Source organism: Superficieibacter sp. HKU1, assembly GCF_029319185.1.
GTDB lineage: Bacteria > Pseudomonadota > Gammaproteobacteria > Enterobacterales > Enterobacteriaceae > Superficieibacter.
The window spans coordinates 2,196,892-2,214,210 of record NZ_CP119754.1 but is presented as its reverse complement, the minus strand read 5'-3'; the positions used below and the strand labels follow the sequence as shown (position 1 = coordinate 2,214,210).

15 protein-coding genes and 2 pseudogenes are annotated in these 17,319 nt (G+C 53.2%); 11 read left to right on the top strand and 6 right to left on the bottom strand.

The window, feature by feature from the left end; translation table 11 throughout:
* Window positions 1-205 precede the first annotated feature (205 nt).
* Window positions 206-643, top strand: coding sequence for a heat shock protein HslJ (gene hslJ / locus P0H77_RS10555; protein WP_276164840.1), 438 nt, complete (start codon window positions 206-208; stop codon window positions 641-643).
* Here hslJ and P0H77_RS10550 read toward each other — a convergent pair.
* Window positions 640-909 (bottom strand): DUF333 domain-containing protein, encoded by a 270-nt coding sequence (locus tag P0H77_RS10550; protein ID WP_276164839.1) that lies wholly within the window; start codon window positions 907-909, stop codon window positions 640-642. The two genes, hslJ and P0H77_RS10550, sit on opposite strands and share 4 nt — an antisense overlap.
* Before the next feature lie 296 nt (window positions 910-1,205).
* Between P0H77_RS10550 and nifJ the strand changes: the two genes are divergently transcribed.
* The 5 genes from nifJ to P0H77_RS10525 all read left to right on the top strand — a co-directional run bounded on the left by nifJ (window position 1,206) and on the right by P0H77_RS10525 (window position 7,509).
* A complete protein-coding gene (gene nifJ / locus P0H77_RS10545) occupies window positions 1,206-4,730 on the top strand; it encodes a pyruvate:ferredoxin (flavodoxin) oxidoreductase (protein ID WP_276164838.1) in 3,525 nt (1,174 codons plus the stop codon).
* Between the two features lie 351 nt (window positions 4,731-5,081).
* Window positions 5,082-6,194 (top strand): porin OmpC, encoded by a 1,113-nt coding sequence (ompC, locus tag P0H77_RS10540; RefSeq protein ID WP_276164837.1) that lies wholly within the window; start codon window positions 5,082-5,084, stop codon window positions 6,192-6,194.
* Window positions 6,195-6,332: 138 nt separating this feature from the next.
* Window positions 6,333-6,554, top strand: a complete 222-nt coding sequence (locus tag P0H77_RS10535) for a KTSC domain-containing protein (protein ID WP_276165099.1) — start codon at window positions 6,333-6,335, stop codon at window positions 6,552-6,554.
* A 72-nt stretch (window positions 6,555-6,626) separates the two neighbouring features.
* Window positions 6,627-7,061, top strand: coding sequence for a universal stress protein UspF (uspF, locus tag P0H77_RS10530; RefSeq protein ID WP_276164836.1), 435 nt, complete (start codon window positions 6,627-6,629; stop codon window positions 7,059-7,061).
* Between the two features lie 118 nt (window positions 7,062-7,179).
* A complete protein-coding gene (locus P0H77_RS10525) occupies window positions 7,180-7,509 on the top strand; it encodes a DUF2623 family protein (protein ID WP_276164835.1) in 330 nt (109 codons plus the stop codon).
* 139 nt (window positions 7,510-7,648) lie between these two features.
* Here the strand turns inward: P0H77_RS10525 and P0H77_RS10520 are convergent, their stop codons facing one another.
* The gene (locus P0H77_RS10520) at window positions 7,649-8,443 is read right to left on the bottom strand and encodes a helix-turn-helix transcriptional regulator (protein ID WP_276164834.1); all 795 of its coding nucleotides are present in this window, start codon (window positions 8,441-8,443) and stop codon (window positions 7,649-7,651) included.
* A 77-nt stretch (window positions 8,444-8,520) separates the two neighbouring features.
* Between P0H77_RS10520 and P0H77_RS10515 the strand changes: the two genes are divergently transcribed.
* The 3 genes from P0H77_RS10515 to P0H77_RS10505 are packed head-to-tail and all read left to right on the top strand — an operon-like array spanning window position 8,521 to window position 11,625.
* On the top strand, window positions 8,521-10,560 hold the full coding sequence (locus P0H77_RS10515) for an FUSC family protein (RefSeq protein WP_276164833.1): 2,040 nt from the start codon (window positions 8,521-8,523) through the stop codon (window positions 10,558-10,560).
* Window positions 10,550-10,765, top strand: coding sequence for a DUF1656 domain-containing protein (locus P0H77_RS10510; RefSeq protein ID WP_276164832.1), 216 nt, complete (start codon window positions 10,550-10,552; stop codon window positions 10,763-10,765). The genes P0H77_RS10515 and P0H77_RS10510 overlap by 11 nt, the downstream gene beginning before the upstream one ends.
* Window positions 10,762-11,625, top strand: coding sequence for an HlyD family secretion protein (locus P0H77_RS10505; RefSeq protein WP_276164831.1), 864 nt, complete (start codon window positions 10,762-10,764; stop codon window positions 11,623-11,625). Before P0H77_RS10510 ends, P0H77_RS10505 begins: the two co-directional genes overlap by 4 nt.
* A gap of 653 nt (window positions 11,626-12,278) precedes the next feature.
* On the opposite strand, the gene P0H77_RS10500 is transcribed toward P0H77_RS10505, so the two are convergent.
* Window positions 12,279-12,677 carry a hypothetical protein gene (locus tag P0H77_RS10500; protein ID WP_276164830.1) on the bottom strand — a complete coding sequence of 133 codons (399 nt, stop codon included), beginning with the start codon at window positions 12,675-12,677 and terminating at the stop codon, window positions 12,279-12,281.
* Window positions 12,678-12,868: 191 nt separating this feature from the next.
* Window positions 12,869-14,105, bottom strand: a pseudogene (locus P0H77_RS10495) (IS110 family transposase).
* A gap of 248 nt (window positions 14,106-14,353) precedes the next feature.
* Between P0H77_RS10495 and P0H77_RS10490 the strand changes: the two are divergent.
* Together P0H77_RS10490 and ttcA are read left to right on the top strand one after the other, a co-directional pair.
* Window positions 14,354-14,452: pseudogene (locus P0H77_RS10490) on the top strand (hypothetical protein); the annotation flags it as partial.
* A 52-nt stretch (window positions 14,453-14,504) separates the two neighbouring features.
* Window positions 14,505-15,440, top strand: coding sequence for a tRNA 2-thiocytidine(32) synthetase TtcA (gene ttcA / locus P0H77_RS10485; protein ID WP_276164829.1), 936 nt, complete (start codon window positions 14,505-14,507; stop codon window positions 15,438-15,440).
* Window positions 15,441-15,486: 46 nt separating this feature from the next.
* On the opposite strand, the gene dbpA is transcribed toward ttcA, so the two are convergent.
* Both dbpA and P0H77_RS10475 read right to left on the bottom strand, forming a co-directional pair.
* Window positions 15,487-16,860, bottom strand: coding sequence for an ATP-dependent RNA helicase DbpA (dbpA, locus tag P0H77_RS10480; protein WP_276164828.1), 1,374 nt, complete (start codon window positions 16,858-16,860; stop codon window positions 15,487-15,489).
* A 27-nt stretch (window positions 16,861-16,887) separates the two neighbouring features.
* Complete coding sequence (locus tag P0H77_RS10475; protein WP_346429450.1) at window positions 16,888-17,043, bottom strand: hypothetical protein; 156 nt, start codon at window positions 17,041-17,043, stop codon at window positions 16,888-16,890.
* Between the last annotated feature and the right edge of the window lie 276 nt (window positions 17,044-17,319).

Here is a 17,319-nt window from a genome sequence, read left to right as displayed (position 1 = left end):
CTGCGCTTGCACAGGCTCACATGCGTAGGCCGGGTAAGGCGAAGCCGCCACCCGGCAAAACGGCGCTTAAATAGCTAAACTGGTTTTTCATCAACCGCAGTGCTCCCCTGCGGGCGGGCACTTTCAGAATAACCCCGAAGACCTCGCGCGTAATCTCCCTACAATAGCAGTGATATACGTTACAGAAAGATGCAGGTACAGAACCATGAAGAAGAGTATTGCGCTGCTTTGCGCGCTAATGCTGGCAGGCTGCGTTACCGATAAAGACACCTCGGTGACAGCAGAAAAATTACAACAGCAGCGTTTTGTGCTGGAAACCGCAAACGGTGAGCCAGTTAACGCCAGCGACAAACCGCTGGAACTGGCATTCGGTGAAAAAACCACAGCCCTGGAAAGAGTGCAGATTTCAGGCTCAATGTGTAACCGATTCACCGGCGCAGGCAAAATGTCCGCCGGTGAGCTGACGGTAAAAGAACTGGCGATGACGCGCATGATGTGCAGCGATCCGCAGCTGAACACGCTGGATCACACGCTAAGTGCGATGCTTAGCGCCGGAGCACAAGTGGATTTAACCGGTGACCAGTTAACGCTGGCGACAGCCGATCAAACGCTGACCTTTAAACGCGTCAGCTCAGCAAGTTAATAGCTGCCGCAGGTGCCGCTGGCAAGCGACTGCTCGGTGCAGCGTTTGCCATTGGGCAAAGCGCACATCCCTGAACTGGAGCCGTCAAGCTGGCGAGCAACGGAAAGCGAACCGCCAATCATGGCGCAATTTGCCTGGCCTGAACTGGACATCGCCGCTTTCATGCCTGGTGCAACGTGCGCCGCCGTTGCCTGCTGAACAGGCTCATTGCTACTGCACGCCGTAAGTACCATCGCGGCAAATCCGATTAAAAAAGCTGCTCGCATCTTTTCTCCCCTGTCGTTAGGCCAAAACAAAGCGCCGCCCTGCATTCATCGCAAACGTCGCCCCAGCATCATAGGCACCCTGACGCGGTTCGTCGAGAGATGAAACGCGCATTTCCGGACGATGAAACATTTTCTGCCAATTTTTCCTGCTGAAAGCCATGTCATCCCGGATGAAAGCGATGCCATGGACACAAAAGCGAAAATGGTGCCCTTTAGCCTTTGCTAAACTAAGGAAATAATTTCGGGATTCGTCGGCGTTTTACGCGTTCCCCCTTTTGAGCAATGTATGAGGTCATATGATCACAATTGACGGTAATGGTGCAGCCGCCTCGGTGGCGTTCCGCACCAGTGAAGTTATCGCCATTTATCCGATTACCCCCAGTTCAACAATGGCTGAGCAGGCCGATGCATGGGCGGGAAACGGCTTAAAAAACGTGTGGGGCGATGTACCGCGCGTGGTGGAGATGCAATCTGAAGCGGGAGCGATTGCCGCGGTTCACGGCGCGCTGCAAACCGGGGCGCTGTCTACCTCCTTTACCTCATCGCAGGGCTTGCTGTTAATGATCCCGACGCTGTATAAACTCGCGGGTCAGCTGACACCGTTTGTTCTGCACGTGGCAGCGCGCACGGTGGCGACACACGCACTGTCTATTTTCGGCGATCACTCTGACGTGATGGCGGTACGCCAGACCGGCTGTGCGATGCTCTGCGCGGCAAATGTACAGGAGGCGCAGGACTTTGCGCTCATTTCCCACATCGCCACGCTAAAATCCCGCGTGCCGTTTATTCATTTTTTCGATGGTTTCCGCACCTCGCACGAAATTAATAAAATCGTGCCGCTGGCCGATGAGACCATCCGCCAGCTTTTACCGCAGGCGGAAATTGATGCCCATCGCGCGCGGGCGCTGAATCCGGAGCATCCGGTGATCCGCGGGACATCCGCCAATCCGGATACTTATTTCCAGTCGCGCGAGGCGACCAACCCCTGGTATAACGCGGTGTACGATCGCGTCGAAGAGGCGATGAATGATTTCGCCAGCGCCACCGGGCGACAGTACCAGCCGTTCGAATACTACGGTCATCCGCAGGCAGAACGCGTGGTGGTGCTGATGGGCTCGGCTATCGGCACCTGCGAGGAAGTGGTCGATGCGTTGCTGACGCGCGGCGAAAAAGTAGGCGTGCTGAAAGTGCGCCTCTACCGTCCCTTCTCCGCCGCGCATCTGCTGCGCGCCCTGCCAGAAAGCGCGCGCAGCATCGCCGTTCTGGATCGCACCAAAGAACCCGGTGCGCATGCCGAACCGCTGTATCTGGATGTGATGACCGCGCTGGCCGAAGCGTTTAACGGCGGCGAGCGTGAGACGTTACCGCGCGTTATCGGTGGCCGCTACGGTCTTTCGTCAAAAGAATTTGGCCCGGACTGCGTGCTGGCAGTGTTTAACGAACTTAGCGCGGCAAAACCGAAGCCGCGCTTCACGGTCGGCATTTATGATGATGTGACCAACCTGTCTTTAGCGCTGCCGGAGAATACGCTCCCCGCAGAAGCCAAACTCGAAGCTCTGTTTTACGGGCTGGGCAGTGACGGTAGCGTTTCCGCCACAAAAAACAACATCAAGATCATCGGTAACGCGACGCCGTGGTACGCGCAGGGCTATTTCGTCTATGACTCGAAAAAAGCCGGGGGTCTGACCGTTTCCCATCTGCGCGTCAGTGAGCACCCTATTCGCTCGGCCTATCTGATTTCACATGCCGATTTTGTCGGCTGCCACCAGTTGCAGTTTATTGACAAATATCAGATGGCTGAGCGCTTAAAACCCGGCGGCATTTTCCTGCTGAACACGCCTTATGCAGCGGACGAGGTCTGGTCGCGGCTGCCGCAGGAAGTACAGGCGGTATTAAAACAGAAGAATGCCCGCTTTTGGGTGGTGAACGCGGCGAAGATTGCCCGTGAATGTGGTCTCGGCGCGCGTATCAACACCGTGATGCAAATGGCCTTCTTCCATCTGACCAATATTCTGCCGGGCGATACTGCGCTGAACGCGCTACAGGGCGCGATTGCCAAAAGCTACAGCAGCAAAGGTCAGGAGCTGGTGGAACGCAACTGGCAGGCGCTGGCGATGTCCCGCGAGTCGCTCGCTGAAGTCACGGTGCAGGAGGTTGACGTCAATAGCGCCAGCCGTCCGCCTATTGTGTCGGACGCCGCGCCGGATTTCGTCAAAACGGTCACCGCCGCGATGCTGGCGGGCCTGGGCGATGCGCTCCCCGTCTCCGCCCTGCCGCCAGACGGCACCTGGCCGGTGGGCACCACCCGGTGGGAAAAGCGCAATATTGCCGAAGAGATCCCCATCTGGAAACCTGAAATCTGCACCCAGTGTAACCACTGCGTCGCCGCCTGCCCGCACTCGGCGATTCGTGCGAAAGTGGTTTCACCCGAGGCGATGGAACACGCGCCTGATGCCCTGCAGTCGCTGGATGTAAAATCCCGCGATATGCGCGGACAGAAATATGTTCTTCAGGTCGCGCCGGAAGATTGCACCGGCTGTAACCTGTGCGTGGAAGTGTGCCCGGCTAAAGATCGCCAGGATCCTGAGATCAAGGCCATCAACATGATGTCGCGCCTTGAGCACGTGGAAGAGGAAAAAGTGAATTATGACTATTTCCTTGCACTGCCGGAAATTGACCGCAGCAAACTGGAACGTATCGACATTCGTACTTCGCAGCTGATTACCCCGCTGTTTGAATACTCCGGAGCCTGTTCCGGCTGTGGTGAAACGCCCTATATCAAGCTGCTGACCCAGCTTTACGGCGATCGGATGATGATCGCCAACGCTACCGGCTGCTCGTCTATTTATGGCGGTAACCTGCCCTCAACGCCGTATACCACCGATGCCAACGGTCGCGGTCCTGCATGGGCGAACTCGCTGTTTGAAGATAACGCCGAGTTTGGCCTGGGCTTCAGATTGTCCGTCGATCAGCATCGTCAGCGCGTGATGCGCTTGCTGGATACCTTTGCCGGGCAACTGCCGTCTGAACTGAATGCGGCGTTACACGCGGATGCCACGCCGGAGGTTCGCCGTGAGCAGATCGCTGAACTGCGTCAACATCTGACCGGTGTCGACGGCGCAGAACAACTGTTAACCGATGCCGACGCGCTGGTGGAGAAATCCATCTGGCTGATTGGCGGTGACGGCTGGGCTTATGATATTGGCTTTGGCGGGCTTGACCACGTGATGAGCCTGACGGAAAACGTCAATATTCTGGTGCTGGATACCCAGTGTTATTCCAACACCGGTGGCCAGGCTTCGAAAGCCACCCCGCTTGGCGCCGTCACCAAATTTGGCGAGCACGGTAAGCGTAAGGCACGTAAAGATCTCGGCGTCAGCATGATGATGTACGGTCATGTTTACGTGGCGCAAATTTCGCTTGGCGCACAGCTTAACCAGACGGTGAAAGCGATTCAGGAAGCAGAAGCGTATCCGGGGCCTTCGTTGATCATCGCCTACAGCCCGTGTGAAGAACACGGTTACGATCTGGCGCTCAGCCACGATCAGATGCGCCAGCTCACTACCACCGGGTTCTGGCCGCTTTTCCGCTTCGATCCACGTCGTGCAGAGGAAGGTAAGATCCCGCTGGCGCTGGACTCACGTCCGCCGTCAGACGCGCTGGCAGAAACGCTGCTTAATGAGCAACGCTTCCGTCGCCTTAATGCTCAGCAGCCTGAGGTGGCAGAACAGCTCTGGAAAGACGCCGCAGCCGATTTGCAGAAGCGCTATGATTTTCTCGCACAACTGGCAGGAAAAGCGGAAAAAACCTCCAGCGAATAATGTCAGTATTCCCTCGCCACTAACATAAAAAAAAGCCCGAATTCACATTCGGGCTTGTCATAAGTACCGTTTACCTGACGAACAGGTGAACTGGTTAATAAAGCAGTGACAATAAAGGCATATAACGCCGCTATAATACGGAACTGCAATGGCGGTGTATAATTTTTATTTTGTATACTTCGCAACTAATCATTCACCAAAATTATCACTGTAATTCTCGATATATATCCTTAAGATTTTACTTATCAGGTAACAAATGATATTTACCATATAAGAATAGTCTCCTTTAGCATGTCTTCGCTTCCTTCAAAGGAAGTAAGCGCAAAAAAAAACAACTAAAGGATTACTTTAATGAAAAGAAAAGTACTGGCCCTCATGATCCCTGCGTTATTAATTGCAGGCGCAGCTAATGCCGCAGAAGTTTATAATAAAGACGGCAATAAAGTAGACGTTTACGGCAAGGTAGACGGTCTGCATTATTTTTCTGATAACCATAACGCTGATGGCGATCAGACTTATGTTCGTTTTGGCTTCAAAGGCGAAACGCAGATTAACGACCAGCTGACCGGTTACGGTCAATGGGAATATAACGTTCAGGCTAACACCACCGAAAGCGACGGCTCTAACGCCTGGACCCGTCTGGGCTTTGCCGGCCTGAAATTCGGCCAGTACGGCTCTTTCGATTACGGTCGTAACTATGGCGTGCTGTACGATATTGAAGGCTGGACCGACATGCTGCCAGAGTTCGGCGGCGACTCTTACACCCAGGCTGACAACTTCATGACCGGCCGCGCGAATGGCGTTGCCACCTACCGTAACAACGATTTCTTCGGTCTGGTAGACGGTCTGAACTTTGCCCTGCAATACCAGGGGAATAACGAATCCAGCAGCAACAATCAGGAAGGCACCAATAACGGCCGCGACATGCGTAACGAAAACGGTGACGGCTTCGGTATCTCCACCACCTATGATTTAGGCATGGGCGCAAGCTTTGGTGCGGCATACACCACCTCCGATCGCACCAACGATCAGGTTAATGCTGGCGGTAAAGTTGCAGGCGGTGACGAGGCTGATGCCTGGACCGTGGGTCTGAAATATGATGCCAACAATATCTACCTGGCAAGCATGTACTCTGAAACCCGTAACATGACGCCTTACGGTAATGCGGGCGTTGCAAACGAAACGCACAACTTTGAAGTCACTGCCCAGTATCAGTTCGACTTCGGTCTGCGTCCGGCCGTTTCTTTCCTGATGTCTAAAGGCCAGGATCTTAACGGCAACGCAGACACCAGCAAAGACCTGGTGAAATACGCGGACGTTGGCGCTACCTATTACTTCAACAAAAACTTCTCTACCTACGTTGATTACAAAATCAACCTGCTGGACAACGATGACAATTTCTATGCTAAAAACGACATCAATACCGATGACGTAGTGGCACTGGGCATGGTTTACCAGTTCTAATCTTTATCGCCCGCTGTTTTCAGCGGGCGGCTTCTCTCTGTCAGCAATATTTCTATTACCATAAGTAATCAGTTGCGCGATCGTCTCCGGGTGATGGATGATATCAATCATCAATATTCGGTTGTAGAGGTGCGCATCATGGAACATCATCCCGTCAAATCATCCAGAATCACTTCTATTGCCTGGGACGAAACGTCCTCCACGCTGGAAATCGCTTTCCGTAATAACGATGTTATTCAATATCAGGGTGTACCTGAACGCATTTTCCGTAATTTTCTTGTCGTGGTGTCAAAGGGTCGTTTTTATGACGGTGTGATTAAGGGCAAATATCCGGAAAAAAAACGTAACGGACGTCACTAAAGACATAACTTTACCGTTGCAGAGGCAGAGGATTGACTAAACTTTAAGCAGGTACTTAACGAGGAGATTGTTATGAACAGAACAATTCTTGTCCCCATTGATGTATCTGACAGCGATTTAACCCAGCGTATCGTCTCCCACGTCGAATCTCAGGCGCGTATTGATGATGCGCAGGTGCATTTTTTAACCGTCGTTCCCTCCTTTCCCTACTATGCTTCGCTGGGGCTTGCGCAATCGGGACAGCTTCCCTCAATGGATGATTTACAGCGTGAAGCCATCCGTAAGCTTGAGGAAATTGCCGCCCGGTTTCAAATCCCTGATGACCGCAAACAGACGCATATTGCGGAAGGCTCGCCAAAAGACAAAATTCTTGAGCTGGCGAAAACGCTCCATGCTGATTTGATCATCCTCGCCTCACATCGTCCTGATATTTCAACATACCTGCTCGGCTCGAACGCGGCTGCGGTGGTACGTCACGCAACATGTTCGGTACTGGTTGTCCGGTAAACTTCCCGGCCCGCGCGCCTGCTGCGGGCCGCCTGCCCCCTGATTTACTTATTTTTAGGTAGAGACATTTTTCCCTATCGTTATATAATGATTTATATAACGAATGATGAGGTTTCCAGTGACTAACTATTTTGGAACAGGGATCGTCGAGGGCCTTAAAGGGCAGCATCCGCGTAAGGTGGCCGATTTCAGCGCGTTTAATGATGATTATAAGCGCGGCTACATTCTGGGATATTGCCACCAGCTTCGGGAACAGTGCGGAGAAAAAGTGCTGGCCGCATGGCAGGCGGGCTTGTTGACCCGTCAGTATCAGCTTGATAAAAATACAATGATGGAATTTTTCACTGAATTTGGCTCTGACGAGTATCTGCATTATTTCCGTCAGGGATACCAGGAATGTCTGAACGCTGCCCGCTCCCTTGTCCGGAACGCTCACCTTCGCGGATAAGTTTCTGGCGATATTTCCTTCCTGCGTGGCTCCCTTCCGCGCCTGATTTTCTCATCCGCCTGACGCAGGCATTCGCTGCCGTAATCCGCACCATACACGTCATTGATCCGGTTGGTACGGTATCCAGCTTGTGTGCCGCTCAGGGATCTGCCGGTCTTCGATCGGCAAAATAGTGCGCGGGCGTGCTCCCCATCGTTTTTCTGAACATGGTGATAAACGCGTTTACCGACTCATATCCCAGATTAGCCGCGACGTTTTGCACCGATATGCCGCTTGCCAGCTCCCGGAGCGCAATGATCAAATACAGCTGCTGACGCCATCGCCCGAAGGTCAGCCCGGTTTCCCGCAGCATCAGGCGTGCTAATGAACGCTCGCTGAGCGCCAGCCGTTTCGCCCAGACTTTAAACGTGCTGCGATCTTCCGGGTGGCTGACCAGCGCATCTGCCATGGCGCGGATCTTAGGGTGTGCCGAAACCGGCAGACTCAATTTCTGCTGAGGCATAATGGCCAGTTCATCGAGCGTCACCCTGATCAGCCTGCCGACATGGCTCTCCGCTGCATAATCAACGCCCTCGCCCGCTAAGCGATCAACTAACGCTTTAAGCAGCGGCGAAATCGCCAGCGTACAGCATTTCTCAGGCAGCGCGGCGGCGCCGGGTTCAATAAACAAATAGTTGAGATGCGCATTCCAGGTCGCTTTGGCGCTATGGGGGATGCCGCCGGGGATCCACACCGCGCAGTCTGGCGGCACTATCCAGATATCGTTTTCCGCGCGGCAAATCACTGCCCCATACAGCGCAACGATCAGTTGCCCTTTGCAGTGAGTATGAACCGGGACTTCTGCCGCATAATCAACGAAATCAATATTTCGCGCGACGGCAGGACACGGCACGCTATCGGGATCAAACAGCGTATGAGCGAGTCTGGACGGCATCTTATTGGCAACATTCAGGTATTTTTTGGCAGAATAAAGTATTTAAGGACATGTGCAAAGCGGGAATAATTCCCGGCATGAATAAGTTCACGTTCCATCACAGCCGTATTATGCACGCGATAAGCCGGTGGTCAGGCTGCACAGGCTCTCCCGCGCTGCTGAGCGACGCCCATGCCCTGCTCTATTCCGCCAGGAGTTTTGCCGCCGCGATGCTCGCATATTATATTGCCCTGGCGATTGGCCTTGAACGGCCCTCATGGGCCATTATCACCGTCTACATCGTTTCGCAAACCTCGTCAGGCGCATCCTTGAGCAGAAGCCTATATCGCCTGGCGGGTACCGTGGCTGGCGCGGCGGCCACGGTGTTGATTGTGCCCACGTTTGTGAATACGCCGATTTTATGCAGCGTGATTCTGGCAGGCTGGATCACTTTTTGCCTCTGGTTATCCCTGCTTGAACGCACGCCCCGCGCCTATGCCTTTGTGCTGGCTGGTTATACCGCAAGCCTGATTGGTTTTCCCGCCGTCGCCGATCCCGGCACGGTGTTTAACATCGCCATCATTCGGGTACAGGAGATCGCGATCGGTATCGTCTGCGCCGCGTTAATTCACCGCTACATTTTACCTGTCCGGATATCCGTGCTGTTCAACAGCAAATTAGCCCAGACGCTGCACGCCGTGCGTCAGCGGATTGCCGACACCCTGGCAGGAAAGTCCGATGCGCAGTCAGATCCTCTGCATCTGGCGCTGGCGCTCCAGTTTCTGCAGGGTATCAGCCACCATATCCCGTATGATTTTGCCCTTTCGGTTCCGGTCCGCCAGGCCAGGAAAGCGCTCCACGACAGGCTGGCGCGGTTGGTCATTGTTAACGGCGAATTACGCGATCGTTTGCAGACAATCGCCGGGATGCCCGCCGGGATGCAGGCGTTACAGGATGACGTTCAGGCCTGGCTAACCTGCGACGATACCGGGAAACGCAAAACCACAGCAGATACGTTACAACAACGCAGCGAGAAGTTAGCGCAGCGGCTCTCTGCGCAGGCGCTGACGTTTGATGATGCGCTGCGGGTAAATTTCTTACGCTACATTGCTGAGGCGATGACTCTCCTGCAACAGTGTGAACGCCTCTCGGATGTCATCCATCGCGCAAAATCCGCGCCAGTGCAGGCGGAACATCATGCGGCGAAAGGATATGTTTTCCATCGCGATCCCCTTAGTGCAGCCCGGATCGCGCTGGGCGCTTTTGTCATCATTCTGAGCGGTTGCCTGCTCTGGATTTACTCTGCCTGGCCCGATGGGGGTACGGCGGTGTCGATTCTTGGGGTTTGCTGTACGTTGTTTGGCAGTTTTGACACGCCGGCACCGCACATTGTGAAATACATTATCGGCTCTGTCTGGGGCGTATTGATAAGCCTTATCTATAGCTTCGCCCTGCTTCCTCCGCTCAGCGATTTCCCCGTACTGGTGGCGGTGCTTGCCCCGGTTTATCTGCTTGCCGGATCGTTGCAGGCGCGGCCCCCCACCACCTTTATGGCGATGGGGATCACCCTGACGCTGCCCGTTCTCTGCGAGCTGGGCGCGCACTACAGCGGCGACTTCGCCGCGGCGGCCAACACCGCCATCGCTCTGTTTTTTGCGACCGGCTTTGCGGTTATCGGCATGAGTCTCCTGCAAACCGTACAGGCTGACGCGGCGATAAACCGACTGCTGAAACTTTGCCAGCGAGATATCCGCCGCAGCGAGAACGGCGTGTTCAAAGGCGATGAAACGCACTGGACCAATCTGATGATCGACCGGGCCGCTCTGCTGCTGCCACGCTTGCCGCGCAGCGGACGGTCATCCGCGCGGGCGCTTGAACATCTGCTGCACTTTTTGCGCATTGGCCTCTGTGTGATGCGCCTGCGCCGTTGCGGAACGCTCCCCGGCAACGGTATCGACGAGGTACTTTATGGTCTTACCCGCACAACGGAGACCGAAGCCTTACGAGAGCGCATTGTCACCATGGTGGATCTCTGCCTGCCTGCGACGGATGAACAATCATGCCAGTTTGTCGACAGGTTGGTTGATCTGCATTGCGCGTTACGGGCGCAGAACAAGGAGCCAACTCATGATCAATGACATCAATATCGGGGGAGTTTTTATCCCCGGCCTGCTAGTGACCGCGCTCATTGCCCTGGTCTGTACGCTTTTACTCGTGCCGCTTTTCTCTGTCAGCAGGCTTTACCGCCGTTTGCCCTTACGCCCGTTGATTGATGTCTCAACTTATATCGTGACCTATTTCCTGCTCTTGCAGGGCCTGACCATACTGGGGTTATTCGCATGAAATCTTTGCTCTCTTTAGCTGGTCGTTATGCGCTGACGTTAATCGCAGTGGCGGTAGCTGCTTTCGTGGCGTTTATTTTCTGGAAACAGTATGCGCAGACGCCCTGGACGCGCGATGGACGGGTTCGCGCAGATGTCGTGCAGATTGCGCCGGATGTTTCCGGCCCGGTAAGCAGCGTGGCCGTCCGGGATAATCAGTGGGTTAACCGTGGCGATGAGCTTTATGCTATAGACCCGCGCTGGCTGAAGCTGGCCGTGCTCAGCGCGCAGGCCGACGTTGAGGCAAAGCGTCATGAGATGGTGATGCGCCAGGATGCGGCCAGGCGGCGTGCGCTCATAAAAGGAGTCATTTCCGGCGAAGACATCCAGCAAACAGGCAGCGCAGCACTCGTCGCGGCGGCCAATTATCAGGGGGCGCTGGCTGCACTGGAACTGGCGCAGCTTAATTTATCTCATGCTACCGTGCGCGCACCGGTTACCGGTTACGTCACGCATCTTCGGCTTCGCCCGGGCGACTACGCCACAATGGGTGAAACAAAGGTCGCCATTGTCGATGCACACAGTTTCTGGGTGGTGGGCTATTTTGAAGAGACCAAACTGCGTCATATTCGTATCGGGAGCACCGCACAAATTTCCCTGACAGGGTTCGACCCGCTTATTACGGGGCATGTGGAGAGTATTGGCCGGGGAATCGATGACAGCAATGACGAGACGGGCGGACTTGGGCTGCCGAATGTCAATCCCACCTTCAGTTGGGTGCGTCTTGCGCAGCGCGTACCTGTACGTATCCAGTTAGATAAGATACCGGAAGGAATTGAACTGGTGGCAGGATTATCCGCCAGCGTTTCCATTATGCCTTAACCGTTTTTGAGCGTCCTGGCGGCGGGCATACTGGAAGACTGGTTTGTGTGACGATGCTGCGATAAATATAGCGTGAGCAACCCGGTCTGGTACATCACATTGCCTGTATACACGGTTTGTGCCAGAAGCGGATGTTTCTAACCTCTGCATACACTAATCCTTGGAGGACAGATTTCACTGCATAGCCATGCAGACGCGCCGAAATCCTCAGGCGCGTATTTCACGATATGGACAGGAAAAGGTGCCGAAAACGACCCGCTTGCGTCAGGATCGCCCTGAAACCGTTTTCGCGGTGCGGGCAAGTACTGTTATGTTAAATAGGCTTCTAATTTAGGCCAACAACAAAAAGATAGATGGAGAATAAACCAATCAAACCATTGCAGACTATCGATGCAATTCTGAATAAGCCGGTTTCTTTTACGCGAAACGCATCTATAAGATTGAAAACAAGTGGAATAACTGCAAGAAAACATGTGGCGGCGAAAAGATGCACTGTTGTCATTTCTGAGTCCTATTTAATTAGTGAAATTCTGTAGGTAATACTATAGAGCAGAACTGCTTATGGATGGCATGTGTGAGATGCTATAGTAAATAGAGCTGTTTTAGTAGCAGCCCAAAATATAAGGTGTTTTGAGTTGCCGTCAGATTACAGATTAGCTTTTAAGTTTCTTTGTAGTTACAACGCAGCCTGCAGATACTCTACCCGCAAGTACACCGCCTCCAGCTGCCACTACACAAGTCCCGCCAGCCATGCCAGCTCCTCCAGCTGCGAGAGAGCCTCCGCCTAACGCAGCAAGAGATGCACTTGATAAAGCTGCGCCTTCAAGTCCGGCTATTACAGTGCCTCCTGCAGTAGCACCGAGTGCGCCTGTTGCCCCTATCGCTGGCGCAGCTACACCTGCGGTGGCTATACCTGCAATGACACCAATTGCTATCGAGGTTTTGGGGTTCTCACCAATGAAGTCAGTTACGGCACCTATACCATCACTAACGGCATCTGATACAGAACCGTAAGTATCCTCTAAAAACCATTTCAAATCTAACCAACTCATTTTTCTTCCTTGTTTTCCAGTGAAAAAATAAATATCGGCAGACCAGGCGGTTGCTTTAACGTGTGCTTGCTGATCGGCGTTATTGTACTCAAGGTTTTGATTCGTAACCGGGATGTTATGTTTAATGTGATGAAAGTTCAGTCGTTATCAGTAAATGTCCGCTTCACGCCCTGAGACATTCGACAAGCTTTTTATGGCTTCAGTAAGGGCGACTTTCGCGCTTCCAGTGCCAGCAAGTATTTCGCTTCGTCGTACCGGGTTCTGGTCTTCCAGCAGCGGTAAATGATCCTTATCCATTTGAATGCCAGAGCCCGGATTGCTGACTGATGAGATTTTCCTTTTTCTCGCTGTCCGTGATAATACAGCCTGGCCCAGTATGATGAGTTGACCGTCTTGGCAGCCCATTCAACAAAGGTCTGTCTAACAAATTTGGCACATTGCCATCGCCAGTGAACCCAGGATTTCTGGCCACTTCGCTCTGTTACCGGTGCTATACCTGCGTAGTTTTGAATTTCTTCTGCGCTGTTAAACCGGTCACGGTTATCACCCAGTGCTGCAAGCATCCGCGGGCCCATACACGGGCCCATGCCTGGAAGCGATATGAACAGACCTGCATCTGGCAATGTGTCAAACAACGTTTCGATTCGTTCGTCATAGGTTTTGATGATTTCACTCACGACTTTGATTTGTGTCGCCAGTGCTGTTGCCATCAAGGCATTAGCCTCTATAACACTCGGGTCAGTCGTCAGCGGGATAGCATTATCGATACTCGCAACACGTTGCTCGGTAAGGGCTGTTGCACGGCCACCTTTGGCATTAAGAAAGTTGCGGATCGTGTCGCGTCTGGCGCGTTTCAGTTGTTGCAGACTGGGCCATCTTATAATCAGTTCACCCAGTAGTAAGCTACCCCGATGTGAGAACCATGCCAGAAGTTGAGGATAATATTGTTTGAGTGTTGATTAACCTGTTCACAAAATGACGTTTGTCTTCAATGAGTTGTCGACGCTGTTCAACCAGCTGTTGAAGTAATCGAATATCCGCATTGTGGGGTTCAATGGCTTTGATCTTTTTGGGATAACGTAGCATCAGTTCCAGCGCCAGTTCTGCATCCTGCAGATCGTCTTTTGCCCCACTGGGCCAAAAGGTCTGCCTGTAGCGAGCAAGTGATAACGCGTGAACAGGAAAAACAGTGATAAACGGGTATTTTTGTAGCGCGAAAACCACTGGGCCTTTTTTAAGTTCAATGGCGACGGCGATCCTGCCTTTCACTTTTTTGTGCAACGCTTTCAGCCAAGTATCAAGTGCTTCTGGCGTATGTTCAATGACGTGGAAGACTCGTTCACCATTGTTAAACTGAACACAGACATCGTGCTTTTTATCCGCCCAGTCGAGGCCAACATGAGCAGCAAATTGATTTATCGCAGTCATCACCAACTCCTTTTTATCGGGGATTGGTATGCATTCCACGTTCTTAGAAAGAAATATAGTCAGCAGTTTGTCTGCATGCCCTGAGTATTCGTTAACGAACGTGGAGCACTTACTGGCTCGAAAGAAAAGCGGTGATCATCGCATGATTCTCGCTCAATATTCGTAACCAGCAAGTGCATACCCTGAATCGCCTAATAGCGTAACTTTCAGGGTATGAAAGTCTATATTTCGCTCAAACCAGACCAAGCCCTTACGCAACTCTTCTCCGTAACAGTATTGGGTACCGGTAGAACGCTACGGTAAAACGTGCTGGCATTCGCCGCCGTAATCCGTACCATACACGCCATAGATAGCCGTGCTACCAGCCGGTTGCGCCTTCCATACTTGAGTAGCGAGTCAATGAGTCAGAATCAAGACGTAAGTAAGAAAGAACAGTACAACCTCAACAAGCTCCAGAAACGTCTGCGCCGCAACGTGGGCGAAGCCATCGCTGATTTCAATATGATTGAAGAAGGCGACCGGATTATGGTCTGCCTGTCCGGGGGTAAAGACAGCTATACCATGCTTGAGATCTTACGCAATCTTCAGCAAAGCGCGCCGATCAACTTTTCGCTGGTTGCGGTTAACCTCGACCAGAAGCAGCCGGGCTTTCCGGAACATATTCTGCCGGCGTACCTGGAGCAACTGGGCGTCGAGTATAAAATTGTTGAGGAAAATACTTACGGGATTGTGAAAGAGAAAATCCCTGAGGGCAAAACCACTTGCTCACTGTGCTCGCGTCTGCGTCGCGGCATTCTGTACCGCACGGCGACCGAGCTTGGGGCGACTAAAATCGCGCTGGGTCATCATCGCGATGACATTTTACAGACGCTGTTTCTCAACATGTTTTATGGCGGCAAGATGAAAGGCATGCCGCCGAAGCTGATGAGCGATGATGGCAAGCATATTGTGATCCGCCCGCTGGCTTACTGCCGCGAGAAAGATATTATCCGTTTCTCTGAGGCTAAAGACTTCCCTATTATTCCGTGTAACCTGTGCGGTTCGCAGCCTAACCTGCAACGGCAGATCATTGGCGATATGCTGCGTGACTGGGATAAGCGCTATCCGGGGCGGATTGAAACCATGTTCAGCGCCATGCAGAACGTTGTACCTTCGCACCTGAGCGATACCAGTCTGTTTGATTTCAAAGGTATTCAGCACGGTGCTGAAGTGGTTGACGGCGGCGATCTGGCGTTTGATCGCGAGGATATTCCACTGCAACCGGCGGGATGGCAGCCGGAAGAAGAAGACGCATTGCGTGATGAGTTGCGCTTAAACGTGGTCGAAGTGAAGTGATTAAGGCGTGCTCAGGCATGAAAATGCCTGAGCCGCAGAAAACGGTTTATTTCAATAAACGAACGCGGACCGATTTCCCTTTGATTTTCCCATTCTGTAATTGCTTCCACGCCTGACGCGACACGTTCTGGCGAACGGCGACATAGACATGCGCCGGATGCACATCAATTTTGCCGATGTCCGCCCCCGTCAGTCCCATGTCGCCAGTCAGCGCGCCCAGTACGTCCCCTGCCCGCATTTTGGCTTTTTTGCCGCCGTCAATGCACAGCGTGACCATGTCGGCTTCTAACGGAGCGATACTGATGCCCGTCGGGGCGCTCAGCCAGTTAAGTTTAAGTTGCAACATCTCTGCAAGAATATTGGCTCGCTGTGCTTCTTCAGGGGCACAGAGGCTGATGGCCAGACCGCTGTTGCCGGCGCGTGCGGTACGGCCTATACGATGCACATGCACTTCCGGATCCCATGCCAGTTCGTAGTTGATGACCAGTTCCAGCGATTTAATATCCAGCCCGCGCGCGGCAACGTCGGTTGCCACCAGGACGCGAGCGCTGCCGTTGGCAAAGCGAACCAGCGTCTGATCGCGGTCGCGCTGTTCGAGGTCACCATGCAGCGCCAGCGTGCTCTGTCCGGCGTCGTTCAGCGTGTCGCAGACCGCCTGACAATCTTTTTTGGTATTACAAAACACAACGCAGGAAGCGGGACGATGTTGACTCAGCAATTTTTGCAGCAGCGGAATTTTAGCGCCGCGTGAAACTTCATAAAACTGCTGCTCTACGGCAGGCAGCGCATCGACGCTGTCAATTTCTATCGCCAGCGGATCGCGTTGTACCCGGCCGCTGATGGCGGCAATGGCCGCAGGCCAGGTAGCGGAAAATAATAGCGTCTGCCGGGATGCCGGGGCAAAACGAATGACTTCATCAATCGCCTCGCTAAACCCCATATCCAGCATTCTGTCCGCTTCATCCAGCACCAGCGTCTGCAGTGCGTCCAGTGAAACGGTGTTTTTTTGCAGGTGATCCAACAAGCGGCCCGGCGTGGCGACGATAATATGCGGCGCATGTTGCAGGGAATCCCGTTGCGCACCGAAGGGTTGACCACCGCACAGCGTCAGGATTTTGATATTGGGCAGAAAGCGCGCCAGACGCCGCAGTTCACTGGCGACCTGATCCGCCAGTTCACGCGTCGGGCACAGCACCAGCGACTGTGTTTCAAAACGTGTGGCGTCGATGTGCTGTAGCAGGCCGAGGCCAAACGCAGCCGTTTTACCGCTGCCAGTTTTTGCCTGCACCCGGACATCCTTGCCTGCCAGAATAGCGGGCAATGCCGCGGCCTGGACAGGCGTCATCGAAAGATACCCCAGCTCGTCAAGGTTCCCGAGCTGGGCGGCAGGCAAAACATTCAGCGTTGAAAAAGCGGTCACAATCTCATCTCATTAAAAAGGGAGCAATCAGCAGGCGCGTATCCTCGCAGATCTGCGGCTGTGATGCGACAATTTAATCGGTACTTCATCCGGCGGCGGGTCCGGCATAGGTTGTGGACGCGGAATGGGATCGGGAACGGGGACCGGATCGACGGGCACTGGATCGGATTGCGCAGACGGGATAAGAAAAAGTAGCGAGAGACTCGACATTTTTAACTCCTCAGTTACGGAACACCTCTTTAAAGGTAGATGCTGTGGTGCAGGAGGCAAAAAAAAAGCCGACTAATCTAAGCCGGCGTCGTACGAATCAATTGTGCTATGCAGTAATTCAAAAAAGGAAGTAAGACAATATGGAGCGCAACGCCCATCGCTTGACGTTGCATTCACCTGCGGGAGTTATATTGCACCTAATGGGTAGATGCTTTTTTGACTTCGCGCAATAAAACAGCCGTTTTTATG

Excerpts from the sequence above, each read along its gene's own strand:
- hslJ (WP_276164840.1), top strand. The coding sequence starts at position 206 with ATGAAGAAGAGTATTGCGCTGCTTTGCGCGCTAATGCTGGCAGGCTGC.
- P0H77_RS10550 (WP_276164839.1), bottom strand. The coding sequence starts at position 909 with ATGCGAGCAGCTTTTTTAATCGGATTTGCCGCGATGGTACTTACGGCG.
- nifJ (WP_276164838.1), top strand. The coding sequence starts at position 1,206 with ATGATCACAATTGACGGTAATGGTGCAGCCGCCTCGGTGGCGTTCCGC.
- ompC (WP_276164837.1), top strand. The coding sequence starts at position 5,082 with ATGAAAAGAAAAGTACTGGCCCTCATGATCCCTGCGTTATTAATTGCA.
- P0H77_RS10535 (WP_276165099.1), top strand. The coding sequence starts at position 6,333 with ATGGAACATCATCCCGTCAAATCATCCAGAATCACTTCTATTGCCTGG.
- uspF (WP_276164836.1), top strand. The coding sequence starts at position 6,627 with ATGAACAGAACAATTCTTGTCCCCATTGATGTATCTGACAGCGATTTA.
- P0H77_RS10520 (WP_276164834.1), bottom strand. The coding sequence starts at position 8,443 with ATGCCGTCCAGACTCGCTCATACGCTGTTTGATCCCGATAGCGTGCCG.
- P0H77_RS10515 (WP_276164833.1), top strand. The coding sequence starts at position 8,521 with ATGAATAAGTTCACGTTCCATCACAGCCGTATTATGCACGCGATAAGC.
- P0H77_RS10510 (WP_276164832.1), top strand. The coding sequence starts at position 10,550 with ATGATCAATGACATCAATATCGGGGGAGTTTTTATCCCCGGCCTGCTA.
- P0H77_RS10505 (WP_276164831.1), top strand. The coding sequence starts at position 10,762 with ATGAAATCTTTGCTCTCTTTAGCTGGTCGTTATGCGCTGACGTTAATC.
- P0H77_RS10500 (WP_276164830.1), bottom strand. The coding sequence starts at position 12,677 with ATGAGTTGGTTAGATTTGAAATGGTTTTTAGAGGATACTTACGGTTCT.
- ttcA (WP_276164829.1), top strand. The coding sequence starts at position 14,505 with ATGAGTCAGAATCAAGACGTAAGTAAGAAAGAACAGTACAACCTCAAC.